The 23,098-nt window shown below is 63.6% G+C and carries 23 protein-coding genes and 1 tRNA gene; 14 read left to right on the top strand and 10 right to left on the bottom strand.

From position 1 onward, the window contains the following. The first annotated feature begins 99 nt into the window (after positions 1 to 99). The 7 genes from ACE10X_RS01755 to ACE10X_RS01725 all read left to right on the top strand — a co-directional run bounded on the left by ACE10X_RS01755 (position 100) and on the right by ACE10X_RS01725 (position 3,078). The gene (locus ACE10X_RS01755) at positions 100 to 345 is read left to right on the top strand and encodes a DUF6894 family protein (RefSeq protein WP_038385708.1); all 246 of its coding nucleotides are present in this window, start codon (positions 100 to 102) and stop codon (positions 343 to 345) included. A gap of 277 nt (positions 346 to 622) precedes the next feature. Further along, on the top strand, positions 623 to 889 hold the full coding sequence (locus tag ACE10X_RS01750) for a hypothetical protein (RefSeq protein WP_018273180.1): 267 nt from the start codon (positions 623 to 625) through the stop codon (positions 887 to 889). Then, positions 882 to 1,178, top strand: a complete 297-nt coding sequence (locus tag ACE10X_RS01745; protein WP_038385709.1) for a hypothetical protein — start codon at positions 882 to 884, stop codon at positions 1,176 to 1,178. Before ACE10X_RS01750 ends, ACE10X_RS01745 begins: the two co-directional genes overlap by 8 nt. A gap of 40 nt (positions 1,179 to 1,218) precedes the next feature. Beyond that, the gene (locus tag ACE10X_RS01740) at positions 1,219 to 1,500 is read left to right on the top strand and encodes a DUF1488 family protein (RefSeq protein WP_375763958.1); all 282 of its coding nucleotides are present in this window, start codon (positions 1,219 to 1,221) and stop codon (positions 1,498 to 1,500) included. Between the two features lie 43 nt (positions 1,501 to 1,543). Next, positions 1,544 to 1,744 (top strand): hypothetical protein, encoded by a 201-nt coding sequence (locus tag ACE10X_RS01735; RefSeq protein ID WP_375763957.1) that lies wholly within the window; start codon positions 1,544 to 1,546, stop codon positions 1,742 to 1,744. 383 nt (positions 1,745 to 2,127) lie between these two features. Next, positions 2,128 to 2,355, top strand: a complete 228-nt coding sequence (locus ACE10X_RS01730; RefSeq protein WP_375763956.1) for a hypothetical protein — start codon at positions 2,128 to 2,130, stop codon at positions 2,353 to 2,355. A 588-nt stretch (positions 2,356 to 2,943) separates the two neighbouring features. Beyond that, a complete protein-coding gene (locus ACE10X_RS01725) occupies positions 2,944 to 3,078 on the top strand; it encodes a hypothetical protein (RefSeq protein WP_259245075.1) in 135 nt (44 codons plus the stop codon). 785 nt (positions 3,079 to 3,863) lie between these two features. Here the strand turns inward: ACE10X_RS01725 and ACE10X_RS01720 are convergent. The 4 genes from ACE10X_RS01720 to ACE10X_RS01705 form a co-directional block, all read right to left on the bottom strand. Continuing rightward, a tRNA-Ser gene (locus tag ACE10X_RS01720) sits at positions 3,864 to 3,953 on the bottom strand. Positions 3,954 to 4,374: 421 nt separating this feature from the next. Next, a complete protein-coding gene (locus ACE10X_RS01715) occupies positions 4,375 to 5,826 on the bottom strand; it encodes a trehalose-6-phosphate synthase (RefSeq protein WP_375763955.1) in 1,452 nt (483 codons plus the stop codon). Between the two features lie 202 nt (positions 5,827 to 6,028). Then, positions 6,029 to 6,832, bottom strand: coding sequence for a trehalose-phosphatase (gene otsB, locus ACE10X_RS01710; protein WP_375764672.1), 804 nt, complete (start codon positions 6,830 to 6,832; stop codon positions 6,029 to 6,031). 33 nt (positions 6,833 to 6,865) lie between these two features. Beyond that, positions 6,866 to 8,353, bottom strand: coding sequence for an MFS transporter (locus ACE10X_RS01705; RefSeq protein ID WP_375763954.1), 1,488 nt, complete (start codon positions 8,351 to 8,353; stop codon positions 6,866 to 6,868). 184 nt (positions 8,354 to 8,537) lie between these two features. Here ACE10X_RS01705 and ACE10X_RS01700 point away from each other — a divergent pair, with 184 nt between their 5' ends. Further along, on the top strand, positions 8,538 to 8,906 hold the full coding sequence (locus tag ACE10X_RS01700; RefSeq protein ID WP_375763953.1) for a DUF3175 domain-containing protein: 369 nt from the start codon (positions 8,538 to 8,540) through the stop codon (positions 8,904 to 8,906). A 192-nt stretch (positions 8,907 to 9,098) separates the two neighbouring features. On the opposite strand, the gene ACE10X_RS01695 is transcribed toward ACE10X_RS01700, so the two are convergent. Next, complete coding sequence (locus ACE10X_RS01695; RefSeq protein WP_375763952.1) at positions 9,099 to 11,132, bottom strand: methyl-accepting chemotaxis protein; 2,034 nt, start codon at positions 11,130 to 11,132, stop codon at positions 9,099 to 9,101. 244 nt (positions 11,133 to 11,376) lie between these two features. Here ACE10X_RS01695 and ACE10X_RS01690 point away from each other — a divergent pair, with 244 nt between their 5' ends. The 3 genes from ACE10X_RS01690 to ACE10X_RS01680 are packed head-to-tail and all read left to right on the top strand — an operon-like array spanning position 11,377 to position 14,139. Next, entirely contained in the window at positions 11,377 to 11,616 is a 240-nt protein-coding gene (locus ACE10X_RS01690; protein WP_375763951.1) for a hypothetical protein, read from the top strand. Further along, positions 11,597 to 12,769: an FIST N-terminal domain-containing protein gene (locus ACE10X_RS01685; protein WP_375763950.1), complete on the top strand. Its 1,173-nt coding sequence runs from the start codon at positions 11,597 to 11,599 to the stop codon at positions 12,767 to 12,769. The genes ACE10X_RS01690 and ACE10X_RS01685 overlap by 20 nt, the downstream gene beginning before the upstream one ends. Then, a complete protein-coding gene (locus ACE10X_RS01680; RefSeq protein WP_038385717.1) occupies positions 12,766 to 14,139 on the top strand; it encodes a hybrid sensor histidine kinase/response regulator in 1,374 nt (457 codons plus the stop codon). The genes ACE10X_RS01685 and ACE10X_RS01680 overlap by 4 nt, the downstream gene beginning before the upstream one ends. Positions 14,140 to 14,238: 99 nt before the next feature. On the opposite strand, the gene ACE10X_RS01675 is transcribed toward ACE10X_RS01680, so the two are convergent. The 5 genes from ACE10X_RS01675 to ACE10X_RS01655 all read right to left on the bottom strand — a co-directional run bounded on the left by ACE10X_RS01675 (position 14,239) and on the right by ACE10X_RS01655 (position 19,135). After that, positions 14,239 to 14,973 carry a response regulator transcription factor gene (locus tag ACE10X_RS01675; protein ID WP_244435854.1) on the bottom strand — a complete coding sequence of 245 codons (735 nt, stop codon included), beginning with the start codon at positions 14,971 to 14,973 and terminating at the stop codon, positions 14,239 to 14,241. Positions 14,974 to 15,105: 132 nt separating this feature from the next. Beyond that, a complete protein-coding gene (locus ACE10X_RS01670) occupies positions 15,106 to 15,786 on the bottom strand; it encodes a response regulator transcription factor (protein WP_016843264.1) in 681 nt (226 codons plus the stop codon). Positions 15,787 to 15,921: 135 nt separating this feature from the next. Next, entirely contained in the window at positions 15,922 to 17,124 is a 1,203-nt protein-coding gene (locus ACE10X_RS01665; protein ID WP_338132088.1) for a c-type cytochrome, read from the bottom strand. 27 nt (positions 17,125 to 17,151) lie between these two features. After that, positions 17,152 to 18,867 (bottom strand): PQQ-dependent methanol/ethanol family dehydrogenase, encoded by a 1,716-nt coding sequence (locus tag ACE10X_RS01660; RefSeq protein WP_375763949.1) that lies wholly within the window; start codon positions 18,865 to 18,867, stop codon positions 17,152 to 17,154. A 130-nt stretch (positions 18,868 to 18,997) separates the two neighbouring features. Further along, positions 18,998 to 19,135 (bottom strand): hypothetical protein, encoded by a 138-nt coding sequence (locus ACE10X_RS01655; RefSeq protein WP_157788022.1) that lies wholly within the window; start codon positions 19,133 to 19,135, stop codon positions 18,998 to 19,000. A gap of 136 nt (positions 19,136 to 19,271) precedes the next feature. Here ACE10X_RS01655 and ACE10X_RS01650 point away from each other — a divergent pair, with 136 nt between their 5' ends. From ACE10X_RS01650 to ACE10X_RS01640, 3 genes are all read left to right on the top strand, one after another. Next, on the top strand, positions 19,272 to 19,757 hold the full coding sequence (locus ACE10X_RS01650) for a (2Fe-2S)-binding protein (RefSeq protein WP_024583646.1): 486 nt from the start codon (positions 19,272 to 19,274) through the stop codon (positions 19,755 to 19,757). 90 nt (positions 19,758 to 19,847) lie between these two features. Then, complete coding sequence (locus ACE10X_RS01645; RefSeq protein WP_375763948.1) at positions 19,848 to 22,187, top strand: xanthine dehydrogenase family protein molybdopterin-binding subunit; 2,340 nt, start codon at positions 19,848 to 19,850, stop codon at positions 22,185 to 22,187. Between the two features lie 13 nt (positions 22,188 to 22,200). After that, the gene (locus ACE10X_RS01640) at positions 22,201 to 23,001 is read left to right on the top strand and encodes an FAD binding domain-containing protein (protein ID WP_375763947.1); all 801 of its coding nucleotides are present in this window, start codon (positions 22,201 to 22,203) and stop codon (positions 22,999 to 23,001) included. Positions 23,002 to 23,098: the final 97 nt, after the last annotated feature.

Raw genomic sequence — 23,098 nt, 5'->3', positions numbered from 1 at the left:
GGAAGTCGGCTAGCTTAGCAACTATCACCGATCCGATCTGGGCATTCTCCGGTGACAGAGAGACGCTACAGCGCTCCCGCCTTATTCGGGAGCAATCGCATGCGTAGGTACTTTTTCGATCAGCGCGAAGGTGACGAGATGATCCTCGACGAACAGGGGATAGATCTCATTTCGTTGGAGGCCATGCAGCACGAAGCAACCTTGGCGCTGGCACACTTGGCCAAGGATGAAGTTCGACGTTGCGTTATCGATGCTCCTGCACGCCGTCTTGCAATCAACGTTCGCGACGAAGATGGACCGGTCTTACGGGCGACGTTCACCTTCGAGATTAGACGTTTCCAGTGAGGCCCCTTATCCGCCTCTCGCTCGGCGCGAGAGGTCGACCACCGCCCGATGTGGCTGCGACAGAGCCCTCACAGTAGTCAAAAGCAGGAGAAACAGTGGGGCGACGCTCCTCGTGGGGCATCATGACGCGTCCGCCGGGGGAATAGCGAGCGCTTGAGGCGTCCTGGCCGCGACATCGGACCGCGAGAAAGCGGTGGCTAATGCCGTCGAAAGAGCGCATGGTGGCTTATGGGCGAGCCGACATCGGCGCCCGAGCGTTGGCAAAAGGCGGGCGTACATGAAAACTCGCTCGCGACGGGAAGTCGTCACCTTCAAGCATTCGTTCCAGATCAGGGGCATCGATCACCCCCTGCCCGCCGGACGCTACGAAGTCATCACAGACGAGGAGATGATCGAAGGGCTTTCCTTCGCGTCTTATCGCCGCGTTGCGACCATGATGATCGTGCCGGCAGCCTCGCACGGCGCCAGGATGGAGATGTTTTCCATCGGTCCGGTCGACCTGGCGGATGCACAACGGATCGACGCGAGCATGCCAGATGAGTGACGAACCGCTCGATCTGGATAAACATCGCGGGATTGCAGCGCAGAAAGCGACGGAAATCCGCCGCGCAACGACAGATGTCGAGAGTCGTGCGCGGGAGCTGCGCGAACGGCAAAGCGTGCTGGAAAGCGGACTAATGTCGGTCGCTGCGACCTCATGGCCGGAAGCGGCCGCCAAGGCACGATACGTGCTGAACATCTACGCTGCGAGCCTGTCGCCTGACGACACAAGGCATCGCGATCTCGTCGCGTCGATTCTGGCGGATTTTGCCCGGCTCGATGGGCAGGGCTGAAGCTGTGCCGGCTTCAGCCAACGGCAACGGGTTTAGTCGCATGGCACTTGAACAAGCTTGTTTCACCAGTTTCGAATACGACCGCATGATCGTCCAGTTCTCGATGCGCGACGGCACGAAGGTCGTCCCCTGCGCGATCTCGACCTCCGCGATGGATGAGCTAGAAGGGGCAGGACGCGCACGATCGAGCGAGCGCGAAGCGCAGTTCATGCGACTGCGAGAGCGCATTGAAGCCCGCGCCACCGTCAAATACATGGCGGGCGAGTTCGAAGGTGTGCCCGCCGGGATCATCCTAAGAAGCATCGACTTCAGGAAGCAGTAAGGGTCGCAGGCCACCGAGGTCGCGAAAGCAAGGGAGACCACGCTTGAAGGGCGACATAGTCAACAGTGATGGCGTACACGTCGCCGTGGTGATCGATTCCGCTATTTTCGACCTTAAAGGCCGAAAGCTTTACGATCTGAAGGGCAGCAGGATCTATCGGCTATCCGGTGAACTGGTGGGTCACCTCAACGAAACCGGCGGCTCCTTAAGACGGCTCGACAAGTCGACAGATAGTTTGTTCTAGCAATTTCCGTATGGGAGGCGTCGTCGCAGGAACCGGAATGACACCAGGACGTTTGACGAAGGCGGCGAAAGATCATGAATCGTAAGGCCGCCGCCAGCGACGGACGAACACACCGAGGCCTAAGCCGAAATCGTGTCTCCCGAGACTGTCTCATAACTTAGGGAGGATCGAGTGCCAGGGATGATTAGAGACCGAGGCTTCGGACGCCAAGGCTCTACCGCCGCGGCGCGAGAAGCCAACAAGATGTTCCGAAAAGTTGAGGCCGCGCCGAGCGAGCATGCCAAAGCCGACAAAGCGTTCCAAGCCAACCGCGCGCGTCTCAAAGCCGAGCGATTGGCGCGAGAATCCGAGCGTCCCGTCAAACCGCCAACAAGGCCCGCTAAATGACGTCGCATCATCGCGAAGCGAGGCAGGCGATCGTTCGCGAATGGGACCACTGGATCAAGACGCAGCCGCTTGATGGAAAAGCCTGCGCACGCGACGCGCGGCGGTTTTTCCTCGAGATCAAAGCCAGGCGCGAGCCAACATTACTGGATTTTCGGTCGGGCGCCGATGACAAATGGCAGATCGTCCATCAATGGCTCATGGCGGAGCGGCTGATATCAAACTAAGACACCGCTTTCTTTGCTGTACTCGACTGAACTGCACGAATACAGGACTTTCACGGTGGCAGCACAACGGGATGAATGCGCACTGCTCGATCAGGACTATACGAGCGTTTGCTCCAGGTCTTCGCTGCGCACTGACTTTAGCATCGCGACCGTCGCACGCGTTTTAGTGCTCGCTATTGGCCAGCCACAGGCGTAGGGTGGCTGGCATCACCGTATCATCAACGGCATCGACCGGTGACTGAGGGTCACGTGCGCTCCCGCCAATGGACTAGCAGGAGCGTTCGATGACGCGTTTTCGTGCCTCGGAATGGATCGTTCCGCCGGTAATCGTGCCGCTGTTTCTTCTGCTTCTCGTATGTGCTGCGGCCATCCTCAACGGCTAGCACGGCTCCTTGGCCTGCTTGGTGACAGGGAGAGCCTATCACGGCAAACGCCACTTTCGACGCAGTCGCGGCTAGATCGTTGTGATGCGCCTTGCGCGAACTCGGCACGAGGGCAACGTGTGCGTCCGCATCGTTACGTCGCCCGCGATGCTTATTGCAGCCGAATGGGCTGGAAGAACTCAGTCCCCAATTGGAGATAGACATCATGGCTAAGGGACAGCAACGCGGCAATCGCGAAGCCAAGAAACCGAAAAAGGAAAAAGCAAAGGTGATTGCAGCGGCGCCCAGCCGCAAAGAGGCAGGCTGGCAGCCGGACTTCGGTCCTGCAAAGAAGAAGTAAGCAGAGTTGAAGCTTTAGCTCGATTGCTTCCAATATCCCGAGCGAGTGGCGCTGGCAGTAGCTCGTCAATTCCCTCTATCGGTCCTGGAAAGTCATTTTCGTCATCACGAGCGGCACAACGCCGTCAGGCGTTGAAGCGATCGCTGGGGACTGAGCTTCTCCTTGATGCATATCGACGGCGGTACTGAGGACGACAGGCGCTTCCGCCGCCTAGCTGGAGACTCTCCATGTGCGAGAAGTGCATCGAACTCGACAAGAGAATCGAGCATTATCAAAAGCTCTCAAGCTGCGTAACCGACCAGACCGCGCAAGAGGGAATCCGCTTTCTTATTGCAAAGTACTGCGCGGACAAGAAAGCGATACATCCAGATCAGGGATGAAGCCGGCTTCAGCTGCCGACGAGGCAATGGCCGCCAGACTGCATAGTTTTGCGACCAAAGGCTGACGGCCGAGCGGTCGAAGAGTATCCGGCCGCCTCCACGATACCGTCTTAGCCGCTGCCGAAACCCGGAGTTCGCGCCGCTTCCGACCCGGCGGCGTGTTAGCGCGTTAGAGGTCGCAGCCCTCACCATGAGGATCCCACGAAAGGTCGTCGTACAGGAAGGATATCGCATGTACGACAACGCAAGTTGCTTGCCGAGGCATGATTTCGACATCAGTAAAGGTTCGCGAAATGCGCTCGGAAAAGCGAAGGCCTACGGCGCTGGCGCAAAGCGCTTGCAACGGTGGCGTTCCGCCGCCATTGAGGGCTCGAAATCGTAGTTTGGCGTGCAAAATCGTACAAATGGCGGAGAGAGTGGGATTCGAACCCACGGTACGGTTTCCCGCACACACGCTTTCCAAGCGTGCGCCTTAAGCCACTCGGCCATCTCTCCGGGAGGCCTCTCTTGAAGGGCTGAGGCGGATTTTGCAAGGGAGCGCGGGCCGGGAGTACGAAATTTCCACAACAGATTGAAAACGTTGGGTAATTTTATAGATATGGCAGCCGCTCGCCGTCGCCGCGCGCGATTTTGGCCGGTGGTCGGTCAAGGACCGGCGCAAATCAATAGATGCATCCGGTCAGCCCGCCTCTTCGTCCGGAGGCTCGCAGGCGCGAGCCCGGAATCTATTGGGCCGCATCGCTCTTGGAAGAACGGATGCCGGGTTCTCGCTGTCGCGAGAACGCGAAGTTATGACCACTGGCCGCGCAACACACTCAGTGTCGTCCCTGCTCCCGTGCGCAATTGCGCACTAGGCAGGGACGACAGCACGGCGGATGGGCGAACTAACGCACCCATCCTGCATCGTCATGATCGCTCAGTGATATCGCGCGGCAAAACCCGCCGTGCGGCGCGGCCACAGGGTTGGTGGCTCGGGCAGCGCCGCGTTTCCCGCACTGTGCGTATCCTGCAGCGCCTCGATGAAATCGGCGAACCATTGCTGGATGGTGCCGCTGTTGAGCTTCTCCATCATCGCTTCCCAGCGCATCCGCCGCTCGGTCAGCGGCATCGCGAGCGCCGTTGCCAAAGTGCGCGCCATGCCGTCGATGTCGTGCGGATTGACCAGCAGCGCGGCGTCGAGCTCGTTCGCCGCACCGGCGAATTTCGACAGCACCAGCACGCCCGGGTCCGCCGGGCTTTGCGCGGCGACATATTCCTTGGCGACCAGGTTCATGCCGTCCTGCAGCGGCGTCACGACGCCGACCTGCGCCGTGCGGTAGAGGCCTGCGAGCACGCCCTGGCCAAAGCCCTTGTTGAGGTAGCGGATCGGCGTCCAGTCGACCTCGCCATGCACGCCGTTGACGTCGGTGACGAGCTTCGCCACCTCGCTCTGCAGATTGCCGTAGGCTTCGATCGCGCCGCGCGAGGGCGTTGCGATCTGCAGCAGCGACACCGAACGCTTCAGATTCGGATGCAGCGTCCACATCTTGTCGAACGCCTTGATGCGGTTGACGAGGCCCTTGGAATAGTCGAGCCGGTCGACGCCGATCGCGAGCTTCTCGCCGTTGAGGCTGCGCCGCAGCCGCGTCACGTCGGGATGCGTCATCGCCTTGGTCGCCTGCTGCGCGAACTTGCCGGGATCGATGCCGATCGGAAACACCGCGGCGCGGGTGCGGCCGAACGACGAATTGATCACGCCGTCGCGCAGCTCGAAGTCGAGATCGTGCTGCACGTAGCTCAGGAAGTTCTCGCAGTCCTCATCGGTCTGGAAGCCGATCAGGTCGTAGGACAGCATCGCCTCGATCAGCTCGCGATGATTGGGCACGCCCGCGATCACCGCGCGCGCCGGCCATGGCGTGTGCAGGAAGAAGCCGATCGGCTGCGTGACGCCGAGATCGCGCAGCTCGGCGCCGAGCGCCAGGAAATGATAGTCCTGGACCCAAAACACGGAATCCGGCTTGCGGAAGCGCAGCAACGCGCGCGCCATGAACGCGTTGACTTCGCGATAGCTCGCGTAGTCCTCGCGGGACGCACGAATCAGATCGGCGCGCGAATGCATCGCGGGCCAGAGCGCCGAATTGGCAAAGCCTTCGTAATAGCCGCCATAGTGCGCGGCCGGCAGATCGAGCATCGCCAACGCGCCCGCCCCGAGCGCTTCGACCTCCGCGAAAGGTTCCTTCAGGTTCCCGTCGCGGACGCGTCCACTGGAACCAACCCATATTGCCCCTGTCTTTTCCACCACCGGCAATAATGCCGCTGCCAGCCCCCCCGTCATGGGTTCATTGGGTTTTCCGCGCGAGACGCGGTTCGATACGACGACGAGGTTCACCAGGTCCCCTCCTGTTGGTCAACTCGCGTATTAACAACCATTCATCAAGATGGTTCCTGATCAAGGAATCTCCCAATTGAAACCAAATTCTGGCAAACACGCGCGGAACTCGCGGGAACTCGCGAAAAGAAAATTGCGCGCGAGGTTGACGCCACGACGCAAAAGCACCGTATTCGATTCGGCTGCGATGAATGCGCTTCGGTTAGGACAGGCTGACGTCCCTATCAACGTCGAGCAGATGCGCGAGGAATTCGCGCACATCGCTCGGTCCGTCGAAATGTCCGGCAACGCCGGTTGCGCGACGGCCGACGGAGAACGCGAGACCGTCGAAATCAGGCATGATCGCGAATACGGTCTCGTCGGTGACGTCGTCGCCGATGAAGAACGGACGCCGTCCCTTGAACGGCTCATGCGTCATCAGCTCGAGCACGCCGGTCGCCTTGGTGAAGCCGGAATGCTTGATCTCGCAGACGCTCTTGCCCGGCAGCACCTCGATCGGCGCATTCGGCAACTCGGCGCGGATCAGCGACACCGCTTCATAGATCGCCTTCTCCGCCTGCGGCGCCAGCCGATAGTGCAGCGCCAGCGAATAACCCTTGTCCTCGAGCAGAATGCCGGGGCTGAGCTTTGCGATCGCGGCAAGACGGCGCTTCAATTCCTTGTCGAGCGGCGGCGCGTGTGCGGCGACCGCCTCGCTGTCCGGCTGCAGCCGCATCTCGGCGCCGTGACCGCCGATCGCAGGAAACACTTCCGGCGCGAAGATCAGGTCGATGTCATTGAGGGAGCGGCCGCTGACCAGCGCCAGCGCGCCGTGGGTGCGCTCATGCAGCTGCTTCAGCGTGGTCGACAGTTCCGGCGGCACCCAGACCTCGCGCGGCGTCGGCGCGAAATCGAGCAGGGTGCCGTCGATGTCGAGCAGCACCGCGGTCTGGCGGAGCGGCGGAATCAGCGACGCCTGCGTCGGCACGCTGTCCGTCTTGGCGTCAGGGGCGATGTCATCATCCATGGGCATCTCGGCCACGTCATGCTTCGTCATAGTCTACTCCACACATGCCAGTGGTCGCGCGACAGATTCGAGCGATTTCCGCTCGGCCGCGACGGCATAGCGCCATGCGACCACTGCGGCGACCATCATGAGTGCCGACCCCAAGAGGTAGCCGGCGAAGACGCTGTTGCGCGATCCGGTGTCGATCAGCACGCCGAACAGAGCCGGCCCGATCACGCCGCCGATGCCGGTGCCGATCGCATAGAAGGCGGCGATCGCGAGCGCGCGGACCTCCAGCGGAAACGTCTCGCTGACGGTGAGATAGGCGGCGCTCGCGGCCGGCGAGGCGAAGAAGAAGATCACCATCCAGGCGATGGTCTGGGTCTGCGCGCTGAGCACGCCGATCGAGAACAGATAGCCGGACAGCGCCAGCAGCACCCCCGAGACGCCATAGGTCAGCGCGATCATGGTGCGGCGGCCGACCGTGTCGAACAGGCGTCCGAGCAGCAGCGGCCCCAGGAAGTTGCCGGCAGCGAAGGGGAGGATGTACCAGCCGACATTGCTGGCGGCGACGCCGAAGAAGTCGGTCAGGATCAGCGCGAAGGTGAAGAAGATCGCGTTGTAGAAGAACGCCTGCGCGGCCATCAGCGTGAGCCCGACCAGCGAGCGTTGCCGGTAGGTGGAGAACAGGGTCACCGCGACCTCGCGCAGCGGCGTGTGATCGCGCATCCGGAGCCTGATCTTCTCAAAGTCTGCGCTCGGCTGCTCGTGACCAAGCACGGAGGTCTCGATGTCGGCCACGATCTTGTGGGCCTCCTCGGGACGCCCGTGAATCATCAGCCAGCGCGGGCTCTCCGGAATCCACATCCGCATCAGCAGCACGACGAGGCCGAGCACCGCGCCGGTGAAATAGGCGATCCGCCAGCCGTGATCGGGAGCAAGGAACGCAGGGTCGAGCAGGATGATGGCGCTCAGCGCACCGATCGCCGCCCCTATCCAGAAGCTGCCGTTGATGACGAGATCGGTCCAGCCGCGATAGCGCGCCGGCACCAGTTCCTGGATGGTCGAATTGATCGCCGTATATTCGCCGCCGATGCCGGCCCCGGTGAGAAAGCGAAACAGCGCGTAGCTCGCGACATTCCACGACAGCGCGGTCGCGGCGGTCGCCGACAGATAAACCGCGAGCGTGATGAAGAACAGCTTCTTGCGCCCGATCCGGTCGGTGAGCCAGCCGAAGCCCAGCGCGCCGAGCACGGCGCCGGCAAGATAGGCGCTGCTGGCAAGCCCGACATCGGCGTTCGAGAAGCTCATCGTCGGGCTGTCCTTCAGCGCACCCGCCAGCGCACCGGCCAGCGTCACTTCCAGCCCGTCGAGGATCCAGGTGATGCCGAGCGCCAGCACGACGCGGGTGTGAAAGCGGCTCCAGCTGAGATTGTCGAGCCGGACCGGGATCGAGGTCTCGATGATGCGGTCGTCGTCCGGCGTGACCGGAGCCACGGCCTGTTGCGTCGCGGAGTTCAACTGTGTCGGCTGCAGTGTCATCAGAATCGACCAATGAGAAAAGCCCCGGAACGATCTGTTCCAAGGTTCACTCACCCGGAATTGCGGCAAACGGAGTGCCCGCCACGCGACGTCAACGCCGCAGGCCGGCAAGGGTTCCCGCAATGCGGCATAGGAACCGCGATTGCGGCGAACTGTTCTCGGCTCAAAAAACACGGAGGCATCGATGCCCGCACACAAGAAAGCAAAACGCAAGACGGCAAGGAAATCACCGGTACGGTCTACGAGCACGACGCGTCGCAGGCGTGGCGCAAGCAAGACGACGGCGAAGCGCTGGTCGCAGCGGGTGACGAAAGAGAGCGACGCGCTCGATCTCAAGCGCGGCGTGTTCAAGCAGACCAGCGCGAAGAAGATCGCATCATCGCTGAAGCAATCCGCCGAGCACAGCGCGCGTCGCAAGAGCGGCGCCTATCGTTCCGCCCTGTCGATGCTGACCTTCTATATCAACCGCGCCGGCAAGACCCTGCCGAAGACCGAGCGGTCACGGCTGGAGCGCGCCAAGGTCGAGTTGAAGCACCAGTTCGGACGGGACTGACCCCACCGTCTCGTCAACCGAGGCCGTCGTCCCGGCCCAGGCGATTTGATTCTGTCGTCCTGGCGAAAGCCAGGACCCATACGCCGCGGCGCACGCAAAGGGCACGCGGCCAGTTGTGCTTACACCAATAAACAGTTGTGGTTATGGGTCCTGGCTTTCGCCAGGACGACGATGGATAGACCAGCGCGCGCCTTACGCCGCGCGGATATTCGCCATGAAGCGGTCGAGCTCTTCGCGCAGCCGCGAGCTCTCGACCGACAGCGAGCGGGCCGAGTTCAGCACCTCTTCGGAGGCAGCTCCGGTCTCGGTGGCGCCGCGATTGACCTGGGTGACGCTGGAGGCCGCTTCCTGCGTACCCTGCGCGACGTTCTGCACGCTGCGCGCGATCTCCTGCGTTGCCGCGCTCTGCTGCTCGACCGAGCTTGCGATGTTGGTCGCAATCCCGGAGATCTGCCCGATGGTGCCGCCGATCTCCTTGATCGCGGCGACCGATTCCTGCGTCGCCGCCTGCATGCCCGAGATATGGGTGGAGATCTCGTCGGTGGCCCTGGCGGTCTGGCTCGCCAGCGACTTCACCTCGGCCGCAACCACCGCGAAGCCACGGCCGGCGTCGCCGGCGCGCGCGGCCTCGATGGTGGCGTTCAGCGCCAGCAGATTGGTCTGCTCGGCGATCGCGGTGATCAGCTTGACGACGTCGCCGATCTCCTGCGCGGCGCGCGAGAGCTTGCCGATCCGGGCGTCGGTCTGTTCGGCCTGACGCACGGCGGAATCGGCGATCTGGCTCGACTCCTTGGCGCGGCGGCCGATCTCGTCGACGGACGCCGACAGTTCCTCGGTCGCGGAGGCGACCGATTGCATGTTGCTGGAGGCCTCCTCGGAGGCGCCGGCGACCTGGCTCGACAGGTTCTGCGTGATCTCCGCCGTCCGCGTCAGCGTACCGGCCGCGGATTCGAGCTGCACGGCGGAGGCCGACACGTTGGAGACGATCGAGCCGACGGCGGATTCGAATTCGTCGGCAAAACGGATCAGCTCGTTGCGCCGCGCGGTCGCACTCGCCTTGTTGTGCGCTTCCTGGGTCGCGGCATCGCGTTCGGCCTTGGCGATCGCCTGGACCTTGAACTCCTCCACGGCGCCGGCCATCTCGCCGAGTTCGTCGCGGCGGCCGAGGCCCGGCAGCACGACGTCGAAATTGCCCGCCGCGAGCTCGCGCATCGCCGCACACATCGCCGCGATCGGTCGCGAAATGCCCTTGCCGAGCAGGAACGCCCAGACCAGCCCGAGCACAAAGCTGCCGGCGGCGAGCATCAGGATCAGCTGCTCGGTCTCGCCGATCATGGCGTGGGATTCGTTTTCAAGCCGCTTCTGGTCGGCGAGCAGATCGGACTTCATCGCCGCCGCGCCCTGGCTGATGGCGGCCGCGGACTCGGTCATCTCGACGGTCAGTTCGTCGATCGACTTCGCATTCGCGATCAGCTTGGCGAGCGCCTCGCGGTACTCTTCGAGCAGTGCGGTGATGTCCTTCACGCTCTGGGTGATCCGCTCGTTATTCGAGGTGATCGCCTTCACGAGATTGTCGGCGAATTTCAGCCGGGCGAGCGCGCTGGAAGCAACCGTCTTGTCGCCGTTGACGACGAAGGTGTTGACGGCCCCGGTGATCGACTGGAGCTGGTCGGCCACCTTCTTGGCGCCGAACTGGATCGACTGCAGCTCGGAATCATCGGCATTGCTCGGCAGATCGTCGAGCTTGTAGCGCATCGAGGTCGCGCTGCGGGTCAGCTTGTTCTGCGCGGTCTGTGCGCTGTCGTCCTTGATGCGGACGATCTCGGCGAAGATCTTGGTGAAGGCGCGGAATTCGCGCTCCAGCTTGGTGATCTGCTCGAGCCGGGCCGGATTGGTGGTGCCCTTCATCGACGCCATGATGGCGTCCTTCAGGCTGCCCTCGGCGGCGAGCGCGGCCTTGGCGTCGTCCTCCTTGCCGGTCGCGACGAAGTAGCGCGCCAGCGAACGGTAGGAGATCAATTCGCGATCGATGTTGCGGGCCAGATCGGCTTCCGCGACGCTCTGGCGATAGGAGCCGACACCGGCGGAGACCCGCTCGAAGCCCATATAGGCAAAGCCCATGGTGGCTGCCGACAGCGCCAGCGTGACGGCAAAGCCGAGCATGATCTTGGCGCGAAATCGGAGGGTTGGGATCCTGATCGACAACGATCGCTTCAGCCCCGGCATTCCAACCCCCGTCTTCATTCTGAAAACCACGCGAGGTCCAGCAGCAACCCGCCCCAGACCCCGGAGCGCAAAACTAAGGCAGAATCGATAAGGCCCGGTAAATGGGCAGCGGCCGCCCGGTCCGGCGCGCTACTACCTTGGTCGGGCTAGGAGGGTGGGTAAGGTGATTGACGCGCGGGTCCGGCCCGATAGTTTAGAACCGATCAAACTTGGCCCTGCCCGGGCCAGGAGAACACATCGGGAGGTGTCCCATGTCATCGCGTCGACCGGCGCCATCGGCGCTTGCGGCGAGCGTAGCTGCCGGCGCGGTCGCCCGGCCCATGGCATTTCCCCTCACGACCTGAAAGACACGGGCGAGCCGGAACGCGAGCCATCGCGGCATGGCCCGGATGCCCTCACGACCCGCGCGGGCTCAACCGGCCGCGCCAAGAAAAGCAAAAAAATTCTGGTCAGGGAGAGCGCCTTTGGCGAAGCAGAACGGTAGCGCCGCCGACAGTATTGTCGTGGTGCAGGCAAAGACCGACGGGCCGCGGGAAGCAGCCGACGAGATCGCACGCCAATTGGCGGCGGCCGATCTCGCGATGCTCGTGGTGTTCGTGTCGCCGGTCTATGAGCCGCAGGCATTCATTGCGGAACTGTCCAGCCGGATGCCCGACGTTCCGATCTTCGGCTGCACCACGGCCGGCGAATTGTCGCCCAGCGGTTGGGACGAGGACAGCGTCGTCGCGATGGGCTTCAACGCGGCCGATTTCGTCATCGCGGCGCGGCCGCTGTTCGACCTTTCGACATTTCGGGTCGACCACGGCCGCTCGATGTGCACCGAACTGCAGAACGAATTCGCGCAACGCACCGAGCATTGCGATCACACCCATGATTCCTTCGGGCTGCTCTTCATCGACGGCATGTGCCAACGTGAGGAGACCATCATGTCGGCGATCTATGCGTCGCTCGGCGATATCCCGGTGGTCGGCGGCTCCGCCGGCGACGGCCTGCGCTTCGAGAAGTCCTGGGTCTTCCATGGCGGCGAGGCCTTTACCGATGCCGCGGTCCTGATCCTGATCCGGACCCGGCTGCCGTTCCGCCTGTTCAAGTGCGACCACTTCGAACCGACCTCGACCAAGATGGTGGTGACCGAAGCCGACATCGAGCACCGCATCGTCAAGGAATTGAATGCCGAGCCGGCCGCGCTGGAATATTCCCGCGCCGTCGGCCTCAGCGACAGCAAGCTCGAATTGTTCTCGTTCGCCGCGCACCCCGTGCTGGTTCGCGTCGGCGGCGCCTATTACGCGCGGTCGATCCAGCGCACCAACCCGGACGGATCGCTGCAATTCTTCTGCGCCATCGACGAGGGCATGGTGCTGACGGTGGCGCGCGAGCGCGACCCGATCGACGTAACGAGCCGCCTGCTCAAGGAGCTGACCGAGGATCTCGGCGAGGTCTCGATGTTCATCGGCTTCGAATGCGTGCTGCGCCGGCTCGACGTCGAGCAGCGCCAGCTGTCGCGGGAGATGTCGGAGCTCTATCGCCGCAACAAAGTGATTGGCTTTCAGACCTATGGCGAGCAGTATCGCTCCATGCATGTCAACCAGACGCTGACCGGCATCGCCATCGGCAAGCGGGCACTCGCGCCGCAATGACGGATACCAAGACCACGCGAATTGCGGCGCTCGAACGCGAGGCCGAGAAGCTGCGCAAGATCAACGCGGCGCTGATGTCACGCGTCGAACGCTCGACCGATCAGCAACTCAACGCCTTCTCGCTGTTCGAGACCGCGATCGCGCTGGACCAACAGGTGCGCGACCGCACCCAGCAGCTCAAGCACGCGTTGCAATCGCTGGAGAAAACCAATGGTCGCCTGCTGCAAGCCAAGCACCAGGCCGAGGCGGCGAGCTCGCTGAAATCGTCCGTGCTGGTCTCGGTCACGCACGATCTGTTGCAGCCGCTGAATGCGGCGCGGCTGACGCTGTCCGCGCTGACCGAGATGGCAACCGAGTCCAAGAGCGTCGCGCTGACCGATCAGATCGATCGTTCGCTGGCGACGCTCGAGGACATGCTGCGGACGCTGCTCGACATCTCCAAGCTCGATGCGGGCGTGCTCAGGCCGGAATTCGGACCGGTCGCGATCGCCTCGCTGTTCGAGCCGCTGGAGCAGGAATTTGTCGCGACCGCCGCCAAGCGCAATCTCGGCTTCCGGATCATGCCGTCGTCCGCGGTGGTCCGTTCCGATCCGCTGATGCTGCGGCGGATCCTGCAAAACCTTGTCGCCAATGCGCTGCGCTACACCCAGCGCGGCAGCGTGCTGATGGGATGCCGGGCCAGGGGCGATGACATCTGCATCGAGGTGCACGACACCGGGCCGGGCATTCCGGAAGCGCAGCGCGAAGCCATCTTCGTCGAGTTTCAGCGCGGCGAGACCAGCGCCGGCGACAAGGCCGGCATCGGGCTTGGTCTTTCGATCGTGCGCCGGTTTGCCGACCTGCTCGGCCATGACATCAGGCTGAGCTCGCGCGCCGGCAAGGGCTCGGTGTTCTCGGTCACCGTGCCCCGCACCCAGGATCCGGTTGCGATCCCGGTGCGCGAGCAGGCCAGCGTCGACTATCGCTATGGCGGCATGGAGGGCGCCAAGATCCTGCTGATCGAGAACGACCTCTCGAGCGCCGAGGGGCTTGCCCACTTGCTGGAGAAATGGGGCTGCGACGTCGCGGTGACGATCTCCAAGACCGAGGCGCTCGAGCGCATCCACGCGCTGGACGGCATTCCCGACGCCATCATCGCCGATCTGCATCTCGACAATGGCGAGACCGGCATTCAGGCCGTCGATGTCATCCGCGGCGCCATCAAAGCCAAGGTTCCGGCAATCATCGTGACCGCCGACTACTCGGCCAAGGCCGCCTCCGACGTCTCGGCCTTCGGCCATGAGCTGTTGAAGAAGCCGATCAAGCCCGCCGAGATGCGCTCGCTGCTGTCGTTCCTGCTGGCGGCGGAGCAGTCGGGCGCGCGGTTATGATCAAAGCGTTTTCGAGCGAAGTTGATGCCGTTCGCGTCAAGGAAACGCGTCAGACAAGAACTTAGAGCCCCGTTCCGATTCCATCGGAACGGAAAGGCTCTAGTCGCCATGCGACGACGGCGAGGCCGTCACCGGCGCGTGGTCGTGCTTGCCGAAGTCCAGCTTCGACAGCGCGATGATGGCCTCGGTCCGGCTGCGCACGCCGAGCTTGCGCAGGATCTCCGAGACATGCACCTTCACCGTGGTGACCGAGATATCGAGCTCATAGGCGACGTGCTTGTTCTGCAGGCCGCGGCAGATCATGTCGAGCACGCGAAGCTGCTGCGCGGTGAACTGGCCGAGCTGCTGCACCAGCTCGCGCGTCTCGGCTTGGGCCTTCCGCGCTGTGGCGGTATCGCGGAAGCGCGTCGGCAGGCACACCGCGCCTTCGAGGATGCCGCGCAACAGCCGCGCCAGCTCGAGCTTCGGCGTCGACTTCGGGATGTAGCCGGAAATCCCGAGCGAGATCGCGCCGCCGACGATCCGGGGATCGTCATGCGCCGACACGATCACGAGCGCGCTGCGCGGCGCGGCGGCGCGCACCCGGTAGGCGCCGAGCAGGCCCGTGGTCCCGGGCATCGACAGATCGAGCAGGATCAAATCGAGGCCGTCGCGCGCGGCGATCACGTCCAGCGCACCGTCGATCGAGGTCGCCTGCAGCACCTCGGCATCGGGAAATTCTGCCCCGATCACGCCGATCAGGGCGGCACGGAACAGCGGGTGGTCCTCGACGATCAACAATCGAGGCGCACCCGCCTTGCCGGGCGGCGGCTCGTCCGCCAGGGGCGCGGTCATAGTCAATGCTGCGCCGTCCTCCCTAGGATGCTCTCATGACAGCCATTGTGCGCACGACGTTATCTCAAAGCCGGGTGGCAGCCTATAGGCAGGATTTCCAATGCGCGCGCCTCGCAGTGCAGCACGGCTAGACTAGGGCGCCTTCTCCGCCTTTGCGCCCGAACAGGCCTCCGGGACCGGAAGCGGAATCTTGCCAAGCTCGATGATCGCCTTGTTGCGGCTGAACAGCTTCAGCTTGCGCAGGATCTCGGTCACATGCGCCTTCACGGTGGATTCCGCGAGCTTGAGCTCGGCGGCGATCTCGCGGTTCTGCAGGCCGCGGATGATCAGATGAAGCACGCGAATCTGCTGCGGCGTCAGCTTCTGGATGCGTTCGCGCAGCGTCCGCGCCGTCTCGGACTGTTCCAGCGCGCCGACCGCGACGAAATCCCGCGGCGCCGAGACCGACCCGCTCAGCACGCGCGCGATCGCCTGCGAGAGCTCGCCGAGCGAGGTCGACTTCGGCAGATAGCCGACCGCGCCCATCTCGAGCGCCTCGCGGATGGTGTGCTTGTCCTCCTCGCTCGAGACGATCGCGATCGGCAGCCGCGGATAGCGATCCCTGATCTTCTGGAAGCCGGAGAAGCCGACCACGTCGGGCAGCAGCAAGTCGAGCAGCGCGAGGTCGATATTCGGCTCGCTGGCGAGGATGCCGAGCGCCCCCTTGATCGAGGTGGCCTCATAGATCCGGGCATCGGGATGCGAGATGCGGATGGCGTTGCCAAGCGCCTCCCCGAACAGGGGATGATCGTCGATGATCAGGAACCCCATCATGAGGACCCTCGCACTGCTCAAGCCTCCGTTCCGATTGGATCGGAACGAGGCTCTCGATTCATGTTCTGACGCGTTTTCTTCACGCGAACCGGTATCCACTTCGCTCGAAAACGCTCCTATTGCGGATCGCAGCTTCTAGTTCGATCCACCGGTATCCTGCACGCTCTGCAGATAGACATATACGTTTCTGAGCTCGTCGTCGTTGAAGACGTCCTTCCAGGCCGGCATGCCCTTGGCCGGCCGCCCGTCATGGACCGTCTTCCAGAATGTCGATTCCATGTCGTCAGCATAGCGCTTCTTGAGCAGCCTGAGATCGATCTTTCGCTCGGCCTGCACCGCGTCCGGGCCGTGGCAATGCGCGCAGGTCCCGTTGAAAACCTCCCGCCCAGCGGTGGCATCCCCTTTGGCATCGCCTGCGGTCGCGGCGGTCTGAACCGGCTTCTCGGCCGCGGCCGCCTGCCCGACCGTGACGGGCTCGCTGGCGCCGACGGACGATGTCGTCGCCCGGTCAGCCTCGCCGAACTTCACCGGTGCGCCGTTCGGCACGCCATATTTGGCAAACAGGTCGGAAATCTCCGGCTGGAGCGCCGGCAACACGCCGTCGACTTCATCGCGCAGCGCACCAGACGCCTTGGCGAAACCGATCGCGGTCGCCCAGAGCAGGCCGTCGCCTTCGGTTGGCACGATCTGATATTTGTCGCCGTAGCTGGTCTTGTTAAGCCAACCGGCCACCGGCGCCCAGATGAAGGCGATGTCGACCTTGCCCTGTTCGAGCGCCGTCATGCCCTCCTCCGGGCTGAGCACGGTGACCTTGCGGATGTCGTCGCGCAGCGCGAGCAGGTTCTGCGGCGTCGATTGATACTGCACCGCAACCCGCAATCCCCTGAGGTCGTCGATGCCGGCAAGCTTGCGATCCCTGCTACCGACCAGTGCATAGCCTTCATGGGCGATCGGCTTCGAGAAGATCACCGCCGGCCCCATGAAATCGTCGATCAAGGGCAGGCCGACCATGGCGTCGCACTGCTTGCTCAGCAGCGTCTCCCGCACGGTGCGCTTGCCGAAATAGGACTTGTACCAATTGGTGCTCACCGTCCGGCCGAGCTTTTGCGCCACCGCCTGGCCGATCTCGAGATAGAGGCCGGGCTTGCCCGGGTCGTCGCTCGAGAACGGCAGGTTGGTCGGGTCGGCGCAAAGCCGCAGCGGCGGTTTTGTCTCGTCGGCGCCGGCCGCCAGGGCCGGCACCATAAGCAGGGCGGAGAGCAGCACGGTCCGGATTGCATGTTCCAACCGCGTGTTGCGCGAGGGGGTGCGCAGTTCGTTTCGGGCGATGCAAGACACGGACAATGCTGCCTCCTGGACGATCGTTTACTGCAGGGCGAACACGAACAGCGAGCCGCCTTCGGGCGCCGCGGCGACCATCTTCTTGCCGATGTCACCGAGGAAGGCCGGCAGCGCCGCGGTGCGTCCGACCACGATCGCGACATACTGCTTGCCATCGACCGAATAGGTCACGGGACCTGCACCGATTCCGCTGCCGAGGTTCTTGCTCCACAGCACCTTGCCGTTCTTGGCATCGATGGCGCGGAAGTCGCCGTGCAGATTGCCCGAGAACACCAAATTGCCGCCGGTCGTCAGCGTGCCGCCGTTGAAGGGCAGGTCTTCCTTGATGCTCCACACCTTCTTGTTGGCGATCGGATCCCAGGCCACGAGCTCGCCGAGGAAGCCGCCGGGGCCCGGCTTGGTCGGGAATTCGGCGCCGAGATAGAACACGCCGCGCTTGTAGTTCACGTCAGAGACCGACCAGTCCATGCAGACATTGTTGCTCGGGATGTAGACGAGGCCGGTCTGCGGGTTGAACGACATCGGCTGCCAGTTCTTGCCGCCGATCAGGTTCGGGCAGATGTCCTTGGCGGGATGGCCCGGGCCCGGACGCTTGTCCGGATCCTCTTCCGCCCGCATCGTGTTGATGTCCCACTTCTTGGCCCAGTTGGCGAAGACGTATTTCTCGGCCGATATCACCTTGCCGGTCTCGCGGTTGGCCACGAAGAAGAAGCCGTTGCGGTCCGCCTTCATCAGCACGGGCGTCTCGGTGCCCTTGATCTTGAGGTCGGCGAGGAGCAGCTCGTTGACGCCGTCATAGTCCCAGGCGTCGGCCGGCGTGCCCTGGATGTGCCACTTGATCTTGCCGGTATTGGGATCGATCGCCAGCGTCGAGGCCGTGTAGAGGTTGGTCAGCTTGCCGAAATTGCCGTCGCCGGTGGAGCGCACCGCGGTATTCCACGGCCCCGGATTGCTGGTACCCCAGTAGACCGTGTCGGACTTGGCATCGTAGGAGCCGACCAGCCAGGCGGCGCCGCCGCCATGCAGCCCGGTGTCGCCCTTCCAGGTGTCGCTGCCGGGCTCGCCCGGTGCCGGCACCGTGTAGGTCTGCCAGAGCAGCTTGCCGTCCTTGAGCGAGAAGGCCTGCAATGCGCCGCGGACGCCATATTCGCCGCCGCCGAAGCCGGTGATGACCTTGTCACGGACGATGAGCGGCGGCGAGGTGATGACCGAGCCCTGCTTGTAGTCGACGACCGTCGAGGTCCAGAGTTCCTTGCCGGTCTCGGCGTCGAGCGCGGTCAGCTTGCCGTCGAGCCGGCCGACGAAGATCTTGCCGTCGGCATAGGACACGCCGCGATTGTTGACGTCGCAGCAGGCGTATTGGAGCACGTCATCCGGAATGTCGGGCTGCCAGGTCCATTTGCGCGCGCCGGTCGCGGCATCGATCGCATAGACGTATTTCGGCCCCCACGAGGTCGACACATACAGCGTCTTGCCGATCACCACCGGCGACGACTCGTTGGAGCGGAGCGAAGCCAGCGACAGCGAGTAGACCAGCTGCAGCTTGCCGGCGTTCTCGGAGTTGATCTGCTTCAACGGGCTGAAGCGCGTATTGCCGTAGTCGTGGCCGGCGATTGCCCATCCGTTCGGATCGGACGCCGCCTTCACGACGGAATCATTCGCTTTCGACGCACCAATGCCTGCCAGCACCATGGCGACCAGCGACACGCCGGCAAAGAAAATCCCGCTCCTCAGCTTCATTGGCTTCCTCCAATATGGTTTTGTTGCCGCGATGGATGCATCGCGCGCGCGGATCGCTACCGAATTTCATGAACCAGCGATCTTCTGCCGCTGCGTCGGCGATGAAAATGACAGCAACGCCTTTGCGTCGTTATAGGCGGAAGGTAGTAGCGATCGCGGCGACGATTTTTGCGCGCCGCAGGCTCCAGCGGATTGCCGAAAACCGCTTGCGCTGCCGGGCAATTTCGTCGCGCCGGAGTGCGCCGCCGGCAGCTTGCAAATTGCCCATTGAACGGCTGCCTGCTAGGATCAGAGCCACTGCCCGGCGCCTTCATGACAGGGCCGCGACTACGACTTTGATCGCGGTTACGACCCACATGAAGCGTGGTCTACTGGGCCTATAACGAAGCTATTGGGAGAAACGCGTGTCTACAGTCAAACTGACGGTAAACGGCAAGGCGGTCTCGGTCGACGTTGAGGACCGAACCCTCCTCGTGCACCTCTTGCGCGAAAACCTGAACCTCACCGGCACCCATGTCGGCTGCGATACCAGCCAGTGCGGCGCCTGCGTCGTCCATGTCGATGGACGGGCGGTCAAATCCTGCACCATGCTGGCCGGCCAGGCCGCGGGCTCCAACGTCACCACGATCGAAGGCCTCGCCAAGGGGGACGAGTTACACCCGATGCAGGCGGCGTTCCGCGACAATCACGGCCTGCAGTGCGGCTATTGCACCCCCGGCATGATCATGTCCGCGGTCGACATCGTGCACCGCCATGGCGGCAAGCTCGACGAGGAAACGGTTCGCCACGAGCTCGAAGGCAACATCTGCCGCTGCACCGGCTACCACAACATCGTCAAGGCGGTGCTCGACGCTGCCGGCCGCATGAAGGTTGCGCAGGCCGCCGAATAGCGCGCCACGCAGCGCGCACGATCAAGCTCACCACCGCCGGTCTCGATGGAAACGGCGGCAAATCGAATCTCCGGTCGGGAGGACTAGACAATGGGTGTTGAAGGAATTGGCGCACGTGTGGTGCGCAAGGAAGATCGCCGGTTCATCACCGGACAGGGACGTTACGTCGACGACGTCAAAATGGTCGGCATGAGCTACGCTCACTTCATTCGCAGCCCGCATGCACATGCCAAGGTCAAGGGCATCGATTCCGCCGAGGCCATGAAGATGCCCGGCGTGATCGCGGTGCTGACGGGACAGCAGATCGTCGACGACAAGGTCGGCAATCTGATCTGCGGCTGGGCCATCACCTCGAAGGACGGCTCACCGATGAAAATGGGTGCGTGGCCGGCGATGGCGCCGGAGACCGTGCGCTTTGTCGGACAGGCGGTCGCGGTCGTGATCGCCGAGACCAAGAACCAGGCCAGGGACGCCGCCGAAGCCGTCGTCGTCGATTACGAAGAGCTTCCCGCTGCGGCCGACATCAAGGCCGCGATCAAGCCGGGCGCGCCGCAGCTTCATCCCGAGGCTCCCGGCAACATCGTGTATGACTGGCATCTCGGCGACGAAGCCGCGGTCAAGGATGCGTTCAGCAAGGCCGCCAATGTGGTGACGCTCGACCTCACCAATAACCGCCTGGTGCCGAACGCGATGGAGCCGCGTGCGGCGATCGCGCATTACGACCAAGCCGAAGAGCACTACACGCTCTACACGACGTCGCAGAACCCGCACGTCGCCCGCCTCGTGCTGTCGGCGTTCTACAACATCGCGCCCGAGCACAAGCTGCGCGTGATCGCGCCCGACGTCGGCGGCGGCTTCGGCTCCAAGATCTACATCTATCCCGAAGAGATGGTGGCGCTGTGGGCCTCGAAGAAGGTGGGCCGCCCGGTGAAGTGGACCGGCGACCGTTCCGAAGCCTTCCTTACCGACGCGCATGGCCGAGACCATGTCTCGAAGGCGGAGCTAGCGTTCGACAAGGACAACAAGATCCTTGGCCTGCGGGTGAAGACCCACGCCAATTTTGGCGCCTATATGTCGCTATTCTCCTCGGCGGTGCCGACCTATCTCTACGCGACGCTGCTGTCGGGCCAGTACGTGATTCCGGCGATCTATGCCGAGGTGATCGGCGTCTACACCAACACCACGCCGGTCGACGCCTACCGCGGCGCCGGCCGTCCCGAGGCGAGCTATCTGATCGAGCGCATGATGGAGACGGCGGCGCGGCAGTTGAAGGTCGATCCGACCGAGCTGCGCAAGAAGAACTTCATCACCCAGTTCCCGTATCAGACGCCTGTGATCATGGCGTATGACATCGGCGACTTCCACGCCTCGATCGACGCCGCGATGAAGGCGATCGACTATGCCGGCTTCCCGGCCCGCAAGGCCAAGGCCAAAGCCGACGGCAAGCTGCGCGGCATCGGCATCTCCTGCTACATCGAGGCCTGCGGCATCGCGCCGTCGAAGGCGGTCGGCAGTCTCGGCGCCGGCGTCGGCCTGTGGGAGTCGGCTGAGATCCGCGTCAACCCGGTCGGCACCATCGAGGTGCTCACCGGCTCGCACAGCCACGGCCAGGGCCACGAAACGACGTTCTGCCAGATCATCGCAGAGCGGCTCGGCGTGCCGATCAGCCAGGTCTCGATCGTCCATGGCGACACCGACAAGGTGCAGTTCGGCATGGGCACCTACGGCTCGCGCTCGCTCGCGGTCGGCGGTACGGCGATCGTGAAGGCGATGGAGAAGGTCGAGGCCAAGGCCAAGAAGATCGCGGCGCATGCGCTCGAGGCGTCCGAGAGCGACATCGTGATCGAGAACGGCGAGTTCAAGGTCACCGGCACCGACAAGTCGATCGCGCTGCCGATGGTCGCGCTCGCCGCCTACACCGCGCATAACCTGCCTGACGGCATGGAGCCCGGCCTGAAGGAGACGGCGTTCTACGACCCGACCAACTTCACCTTCCCGGCCGGCGCCTATATCTGCGAACTCGAGGTCGATCCGGGCACCGGCAAGACCTCCTTCGTCAACTTCGTCGCAGCCGACGATTTCGGCCGGCTGATCAACCCGATGATCGTCGAAGGCCAGGTCCATGGCGGCCTTGCGCAGGGCATCGGCCAGGCACTGCTCGAAGGCGTGGTCTATGACGGCACCGGTCAGCTCATGACCGCATCCTTCATGGACTACACCATGCCGCGCGCGGACGACCTGCCCTCGTTCCAGCTCTCCCACACCACGACGCTGTGTCCGGGCAACCCGCTCGGCGTCAAGGGCTGCGGCGAAGCCGGCGCGATCGGCGCCTCTGCTGCCGTGATCAACGCGATCACGGACGCCATCGGCAACAACAAGCTGGAAATGCCGGCGACGCCCGATCGCGTCTGGCACGCCATTCACGGTTGAGGGAGGAAGAGCCATGTATGAGACAAATTATCACCGCGCTTCCTCGGTCGCTGACGCCGCCGCAACCTTCGCCAAAGGCGCGGAATCAAAATTCCTCGCCGGCGGACAAACCCTGCTTCCGGTGATGAAGCAGCGTCTTGCCGCGCCTTCCGACGTGATCGACCTCTCCAAGGTGCAGGAGATGATCGGCATCGAGGTCTCGGCCGACACCGTCACCATCAAGGCCGCGACGCCGCATTACGATGTGGCGCAAAGCGACGCCGTGCAGAAGGCGATCCCGGCACTCGCCAATCTGGCGTCGATGATCGGCGATCCCGCCGTGCGCTATCGCGGCACCATCGGCGGCTCGCTCGCCAACAACGATCCGGCGGCGGATTATCCGGCGGCGGTGCTGGCTCTGGGCGCGACGATCAAGACCAACAAGCGGTCGATCGCGGCGGAGGACTACTTCAAGGGCCTGTTCACGACGGCGCTCGAGGATGGCGAGATCATCACCGCGGTATCGTTCCCGGTCCCGGCCAAGGCGGGCTACGCCAAGTTTCCCAATCCCGCCTCGCGTTTTGCCCTGACCGGCGTGTTCGTCGCCAGGACCAAAGCTGGTGACGTCCGCGCGGCGGCAACCGGTGCGTCGCAGAGCGGCGTCATGCGGGTGCCGGCGATCGAGGGGGCGTTGAAGGCGAACTGGGCGGCCTCGGCGCTCGACAGCGTCAAGATCCCGTCGAACGGACTGCTCGCCGACATCCACGGGTCGGCAGACTATCGCGCGAACCTGATCAAGGTGATGGGGCAACGCGCGGTGACCGCTGCCGGCTGATAGCGCCTAAACACAAGTCCGGAACGGCGCGCAGCGATGCGCGCCGTTCGCGTTTTACCGCCGCTCCAAGGCAAAAGACGCTTGCCACATCCCGCAT

This window comes from Bradyrhizobium sp. Pha-3, from assembly GCF_042258325.1.
Taxonomy (GTDB): Bacteria; Pseudomonadota; Alphaproteobacteria; order Rhizobiales; family Xanthobacteraceae; genus Bradyrhizobium; species Bradyrhizobium elkanii.
This window is presented reverse-complemented; position numbering and strand designations above follow the sequence as displayed.